Genomic DNA, 6,111 nt, shown 5'->3' on the forward strand with positions numbered 1-6,111 from the left:
ACAACTGAGGAAGTTATCGCTCAACTTTAGAAAAAGGAAAGTTGTAAATGACTATGTAGACAAAGAAAGACAGCGGTATAGGCTTTCAAAGGAGAAAGGGAAATAAGCGAGATATAGACAAAAAACAATGCCCATACTTGCAATTCAACTTAAATAGTTATATAATAGGTTTGTTGAAAGGTGATTTGTAGTGATTCAAGTTACTCTTTTCACAATAAAATTTTCATGATTTTCATAAGGAGGAAATCACTAATGGTAGTTAAAGTTGGTATTAACGGTTTCGGACGTATCGGTCGTCTTGCTTTCCGCCGTATCCAAAACGTAGAAGGTGTTGAAGTTACTCGCATCAACGACCTTACAGATCCAGTTATGCTTGCACACTTGTTGAAATACGACACAACTCAAGGTCGTTTCGACGGTACTGTAGAAGTTAAAGAAGGTGGATTCGAAGTTAACGGTAAATTCGTTAAAGTTTCTGCTGAACGTGATCCAGAACAAATCGACTGGGCTACTGACGGTGTAGAAATTGTTCTTGAAGCAACTGGTTTCTTCGCTAAGAAAGATGCAGCTGAAAAACACCTTAAAGGTGGAGCTAAGAAAGTTGTTATCACTGCTCCTGGTGGAAACGACGTTAAAACAGTTGTATTTAACACTAACCACGACGTTCTTGACGGTACTGAAACAGTTATCTCAGGTGCTTCATGTACTACAAACTGCTTGGCTCCAATGGCTAAAGCTCTTCAAGACAACTTTGGTGTTGTTGAAGGATTGATGACTACTATCCACGCTTACACTGGTGACCAAATGATCCTTGACGGACCACACCGTGGTGGTGACCTTCGCCGTGCTCGCGCTGGCGCTGCAAACATCGTTCCTAACTCAACTGGTGCTGCTAAAGCTATCGGTCTTGTAATCCCAGAATTGAACGGTAAACTTGACGGATCTGCACAACGTGTTCCAACTCCAACTGGATCAGTTACTGAATTGGTAGCAGTTCTTGAAAAGAACGTTACTGTTGATGAAGTAAACGCAGCTATGAAAGCAGCTTCAAACGAATCATACGGTTACACAGAAGATCCAATCGTATCTTCAGATATCGTAGGTATGTCTTACGGTTCATTGTTTGACGCAACTCAAACTAAAGTTCTTGACGTTGATGGTAAACAATTGGTTAAAGTTGTATCATGGTACGACAACGAAATGTCATACACTGCACAACTTGTACGTACTCTTGAATACTTCGCAAAAATCGCTAAATAATTCATGAGTTGATAAAAGCAAGACTAATAGGTCTTGCTTTTTCTATTTTTAGATAAAACAAAATGGATGATTTAGCGATCATCCATTCTTTTTTAATTCTCTCTCAAATGTATCAGAAAGAGCAGTGAAGCTTAATTTCTCTAAAGTAAGCGGATGGGTAAAGGAAAGTCGAAAGGCGTGGAGCATAAGCCGGCTCGTTTTTGATCTAGAGTTATAGAGAGGATCGCCCAGAATAGGGTGTTTATGGTGAGAGAGGTGAACACGGATTTGATGGGTTCGACCGGTCTTTAGTTTGCAATGGACAAGGGTAGTCTGATTTGGAAATTGCTTTAGTCGGCTTACCTGAGTTTCGGCATGTTGCCCACTTTTGGGTTCTATCACTCGTTTTCTGCGATCGTGTCGATCACGACCAATTTTATCTCGGAAGATAAGTTCTTTGTTCCCTACTTGCCCCTCTACGAGTGCCCAGTACTCACGAGCGATTTCCTTTTTTTCTAACAAACGATTGAGAATGGGTAGGATAAAAGGATTTTTAGCAAAAAGCACTAAACCGCTTGTTTCCATGTCCAGGCGATGAACGACATAGCAGGTTTGACCAACGTAGGCAGAGACGTGGTTGAGAAGGGCGATTTCATCTGGTTGATTTCCGTGAGTTTTCATTCCCTCTGGCTTGTTGACGATAATGAGATGTTGGTCTTGATAAATCTCTTGAACGAGGTCTGGCTTGCCCCAAAGGATTTCCTTTGGGGGATAGTCCTCCTCGTCAAAAGTCAATTGGCAAACATCCCCTGGCTTGACCATCTCGTTCCAGTGAACTTGTTTTTGATTGATCAAGATGCTCTTCTTGATTCTTAGAAAATGGCGGATTTTTCTAGGAATGAGGAGTTGTTCCTCTAGGAATTGCTTGACCGTCATTTGAGGCAAGGATTCGGGTAATGTAAATGTGAATTGCATACAGATATTGTAACAAAAAAAGCCCTATTTGGATAGGGAGTAGCTAAATTCTTGAGTTCCTATGGTGAAGATGATAAAATAAACGCATGAAATTAGATAAATTATTTGAGAAGTTTCTTTCTCTCTTTAAAAAAGAAACGAATGAATCAGCGGAGTCTGATTCGACTAGCATGCGTCGTTCACGGAGCGACAGAAAAAAATTGTCCCAAGTAGGTCCAATTCGGAAATTTTGGCGTCGTTATCATCTGACAAAAATCGTCATCATTTTAGGGTTAAGTGCTGGTTTACTGGTAGGAACCTACTTGTTTGCGATAGCCAAGTCTACCAATGTCAATGACTTGCAAAATGCCCTGAAAACGCGAACTCTGATTTTTGACCGCGAAGAAAAAGAGGCAGGAGCCCTATCAGGTCAAAAGGGAACCTATGTTGAACTGACAGATATTAGTAAAGACTTGCAGAATGCTGTCGTCGCGACAGAGGACCGTTCCTTTTATAAAAATGATGGGATTAACTACGGTCGTTTCTTTCTAGCCATCCTTACAGCAGGCCGTTCTGGAGGGGGGTCCACCATCACTCAACAGTTGGCGAAAAATGCCTATCTTTCCCAGGATCAGACCGTTGAACGGAAGGCCAAGGAGTTTTTCCTTGCCTTAGAATTGACCAAGAAATACAGCAAGGAGCAAATCCTTACTATGTACCTCAATAATGCCTACTTTGGAAATGGGGTATGGGGTGTTGAAGATGCAAGTAAGAAATATTTCGGTGTATCGGCTTCACAACTAACGCTTGATCAGGCGGCCACTCTAGCAGGGATGCTCAAGGGACCAGAATTGTATAATCCATTAAATTCTGTTGAGACTTCGACCAACCGTAGGGATACTGTTTTGCAAAATATGGTTGCAGCGGGCTATATTGATAAAAATCAAGAGACCGAAGCGGCTGGAGTAGATATGGCTTCACAACTGCAAGATAAGTATGAAGGCAAGGTTTCGGATTATCGTTACCCGTCCTATTTTGATGCAGTTGTCAACGAAGCGGTTTCCAAGTACAATCTCACAGAAGAAGAGATTGTCAACAATGGCTATCGAATCTACACAGAGCTTGACCAAAACTACCAAGCAAACATGCAGGTTATTTACGAAAACACTTCGCTATTTCCAACAGCAGAAGACGGAACGCATGCCGAATCAGGTAGTGTCGCTCTAGAACCCAAGACTGGTGGAGTGCGTGGAGTTGTTGGTCGTGTAGCTGGTGATGACAAACCAGGCTTTCGCAATTTCAACTATGCCACTCAGTCTAAGCGTAGCCCAGGCTCAACCATTAAACCTTTAGTCGTTTATACACCCGCAGTAGAAGCAGGGTGGGCCTTGAACAAGCAACTGGATAATCATACGATGCAGTACAACAGTTATCAAGTAGACAACTATGCAGGTATTAAGACATCTCCAGAAGTACCTATGTATCAGGCCTTGGCGGAATCACTCAACCTGCCAGCTGTTGCGACTGTAAATGAATTAGGTATTGACAAAGCTTTTGACGCTGGGGAGAGATTTGGCCTGAATATGGAAAAAGTTGACCGAGTTCTTGGAGTTGCTCTTGGTGGAGGTGTGGAAACGAATCCTCTCCAGATGGCGCAAGCCTATGCAGCCTTTGCTAATGGAGGTCTGATGCCTGAAGCGCATTTCATCACTCGTATTGAAAATGCCAGCGGTCAGGTCATCAAGAGTCATAAAAATTCCCAAAAACGAGTGATTGATAAGTCGGTAGCCGATAAGATGACCAGTATGATGCTAGGAACATTTACCAATGGTACAGGAATTAGTTCGTCACCAGCGGATTACGTTATGGCTGGTAAAACAGGTACGACTGAAGCTGTTTTCAACCCAGAATATACCAGTGACCAGTGGGTGATCGGCTATACTCCAGATGTGGTAATCAGCCACTGGCTCGGCTTCCCAACAACAGATGAGAATCATTATCTAGCAGGTTCGACCTCAAATGGAGCAGCCCATGTCTTTAGAAGTATGGCTAATACCATTTTGCCTTACACTCCAGGTAGCACTTTTACAGTTGAGAATGCTTATAAACAAAATGGTATTGAACCAGAAAATACGAAAAAGCAAGTTGTTGAAAATGAGACAAACCAGTCTGAGGACCCAATAGGAGATATTCGTAGTCGTGCACAAAATCTTGTAGATGAAGCAGGGCGTGCGATTTCAGAAGCTAAAATAAAAGAAAAAGCCCAGACAATATGGGACTCAATACTTAATCTATTTCGTTAAGAGGCTTGTCAAAGCCTAGGTTTCTTGTTATAATAGATAAGATGGAGGCGTTATGGCACTAAAAAAAGCAAGCCTAGCTTGTGCAGTTTGTGGTTCAAGGAATTACTCAATCAAAATTAGTGGGAACCCCAAGCCAACACGACTAGAAGTAAATAAATTTTGTAAACATTGTGGAAAATATACGACACATAGAGAAACGAGATAGGAGAGAACGATGGGTTTTATTAAGGATATTTTTAAACTTCTTAAAGAAACAACTTGGCCAACTCGCAAAGAAAGCTGGAGAGATTTTCGCTCTATTATGGAATACACAGCCTTCTTTGTGGTCATCATTTACATTTTTGACCAGTTGATTGTATCAGGTTTGATTCGATTTATTAACATTTTTTAGAAGAAAAGTGGAGAAGTTCTGCTAACTTTCTTCTATATATGTATGAAAGGAAATATCATGGATAGTTTTGACAAGGGATGGTTTGTTCTACAAACTTATTCTGGCTATGAAAATAAGGTAAAAGAAAATCTATTGCAACGTGCGCAAACATATAACATGTTGGATAATATTCTACGTGTTGAGATTCCAACACAAACCGTGCAAGTTGAGAAAAATGGAAAGAAAAAGGAAGTTGAAGAGAATCGCTTTCCAGGTTATGTCCTTGTAGAAATGGTCATGACCGATGAAGCATGGTTCGTCGTTCGAAACACGCCTAACGTAACAGGATTCGTCGGCTCACACGGTAACAGATCAAAACCAACTCCACTATTGGAACAAGAAATTCGTGATATTCTGGTTTCAATGGGACAAACTGTTCAAGAGTTCGATATTGACGTTGAAGTTGGCCAGACAGTCCGCATCATTGATGGCGCTTTTGCAGACTACACAGGGAAAATTACTGAAATTGATAACAACAAAGTGAAGATGATTATCTCTATGTTTGGTAATGACACGATTGCAGAAGTGAATCTCAACCAAATTGCAGAATTATAACCCCAGAGAGGCTTTGCCTCTCTTTTTATGTGCTGTTGAGGGAGGAAGAAGTATAAAACAGAGGAAGTAGACCCATGGACTCGCGCATTTTGTTAAACTAAATGCAGAAAGGAGAGGTCTATGAATCTAAAAGACTTATATGAAGAAAGTAAGGGAATCGTCCATAAGTGTCGCAAAGATTATCATTTGCATCTGTGGGAGAAAGAGGACTGGGACCAGGAAGGCATGTTATGTCTGTATGAGCTGGTGAGTCGCAATCCAGAGTTACTAGAGGGGGAGCGCCATCGACTTTATGTCTGCTTTAAAACAAAGTTTAGAAATCGTATCCTAGATTACATCCGTAAACAGGAAAGCCACAAGCGCCGTTTTGACAAAGGACCCTATGAAGAGGTGAGTGAGATTAGCCATCGTCTAGGAGAAAAAGGACTCAGGCTGGACGATTATTATCTCTTTCACGAACTTCTAAAAAATTACAAATCAAAACAGAGTATGGAAAAACAAGAATTAATAGATCGTCTAATGGGAGGAGAAGTCTTTAGAGGACGTAAAGCTCTCCTGAGAGAACTTTCCCTAATCTTTTCAGAATTTCGGTAAAGAGGTAAAAAAGTCCTTGACAAAGGTAAAAAAGTA

Annotated in this window: 7 protein-coding genes; 6 read left to right on the forward strand and 1 reads right to left on the reverse strand. The window is 41.2% G+C overall.

Going from position 1 to position 6,111, the window contains the following annotated elements:
• The first annotated feature begins 252 nt into the window (after positions 1-252).
• Positions 253-1,260, forward strand: coding sequence for a type I glyceraldehyde-3-phosphate dehydrogenase (gene gap, locus A0739_RS09550; RefSeq protein WP_000260682.1), 1,008 nt, complete (start codon positions 253-255; stop codon positions 1,258-1,260).
• Between the two features lie 78 nt (positions 1,261-1,338).
• Here the strand turns inward: gap and A0739_RS09555 are convergent, their stop codons facing one another.
• Positions 1,339-2,214 (reverse strand): RluA family pseudouridine synthase, encoded by an 876-nt coding sequence (locus A0739_RS09555; RefSeq protein ID WP_080976538.1) that lies wholly within the window; start codon positions 2,212-2,214, stop codon positions 1,339-1,341.
• Between the two features lie 86 nt (positions 2,215-2,300).
• On the opposite strand from A0739_RS09555, the gene pbp2a reads away from it, so the two are divergent.
• From pbp2a to A0739_RS09580, 5 genes are all read left to right on the forward strand, one after another.
• Positions 2,301-4,496: a penicillin-binding protein PBP2A gene (pbp2a, locus tag A0739_RS09560; protein WP_061587809.1), complete on the forward strand. Its 2,196-nt coding sequence runs from the start codon at positions 2,301-2,303 to the stop codon at positions 4,494-4,496.
• Between the two features lie 52 nt (positions 4,497-4,548).
• The gene (gene rpmG / locus A0739_RS09565) at positions 4,549-4,701 is read left to right on the forward strand and encodes a 50S ribosomal protein L33 (protein WP_001809375.1); all 153 of its coding nucleotides are present in this window, start codon (positions 4,549-4,551) and stop codon (positions 4,699-4,701) included.
• Between the two features lie 9 nt (positions 4,702-4,710).
• The gene (gene secE, locus A0739_RS09570) at positions 4,711-4,887 is read left to right on the forward strand and encodes a preprotein translocase subunit SecE (protein ID WP_000505776.1); all 177 of its coding nucleotides are present in this window, start codon (positions 4,711-4,713) and stop codon (positions 4,885-4,887) included.
• 57 nt (positions 4,888-4,944) lie between these two features.
• The gene (gene nusG, locus A0739_RS09575) at positions 4,945-5,481 is read left to right on the forward strand and encodes a transcription termination/antitermination protein NusG (RefSeq protein ID WP_000376732.1); all 537 of its coding nucleotides are present in this window, start codon (positions 4,945-4,947) and stop codon (positions 5,479-5,481) included.
• Positions 5,482-5,601: 120 nt separating this feature from the next.
• Positions 5,602-6,075 carry a hypothetical protein gene (locus A0739_RS09580; protein WP_061587810.1) on the forward strand — a complete coding sequence of 158 codons (474 nt, stop codon included), beginning with the start codon at positions 5,602-5,604 and terminating at the stop codon, positions 6,073-6,075.
• Positions 6,076-6,111: the final 36 nt, after the last annotated feature.

Origin of the sequence: Streptococcus oralis (assembly GCF_001588645.1) — a bacterium.
GTDB lineage: Bacteria > Bacillota > Bacilli > Lactobacillales > Streptococcaceae > Streptococcus > Streptococcus oralis_AB.

Excerpts from the sequence above, each read along its gene's own strand:
- rpmG (WP_001809375.1), top strand. The coding sequence starts at position 4,549 with ATGGCACTAAAAAAAGCAAGCCTAGCTTGTGCAGTTTGTGGTTCAAGG.
- gap (WP_000260682.1), top strand. The coding sequence starts at position 253 with ATGGTAGTTAAAGTTGGTATTAACGGTTTCGGACGTATCGGTCGTCTT.
- A0739_RS09580 (WP_061587810.1), top strand. The coding sequence starts at position 5,602 with ATGAATCTAAAAGACTTATATGAAGAAAGTAAGGGAATCGTCCATAAG.
- pbp2a (WP_061587809.1), top strand. The coding sequence starts at position 2,301 with ATGAAATTAGATAAATTATTTGAGAAGTTTCTTTCTCTCTTTAAAAAA.
- nusG (WP_000376732.1), top strand. The coding sequence starts at position 4,945 with ATGGATAGTTTTGACAAGGGATGGTTTGTTCTACAAACTTATTCTGGC.
- secE (WP_000505776.1), top strand. The coding sequence starts at position 4,711 with ATGGGTTTTATTAAGGATATTTTTAAACTTCTTAAAGAAACAACTTGG.
- A0739_RS09555 (WP_080976538.1), bottom strand. The coding sequence starts at position 2,214 with ATGCAATTCACATTTACATTACCCGAATCCTTGCCTCAAATGACGGTC.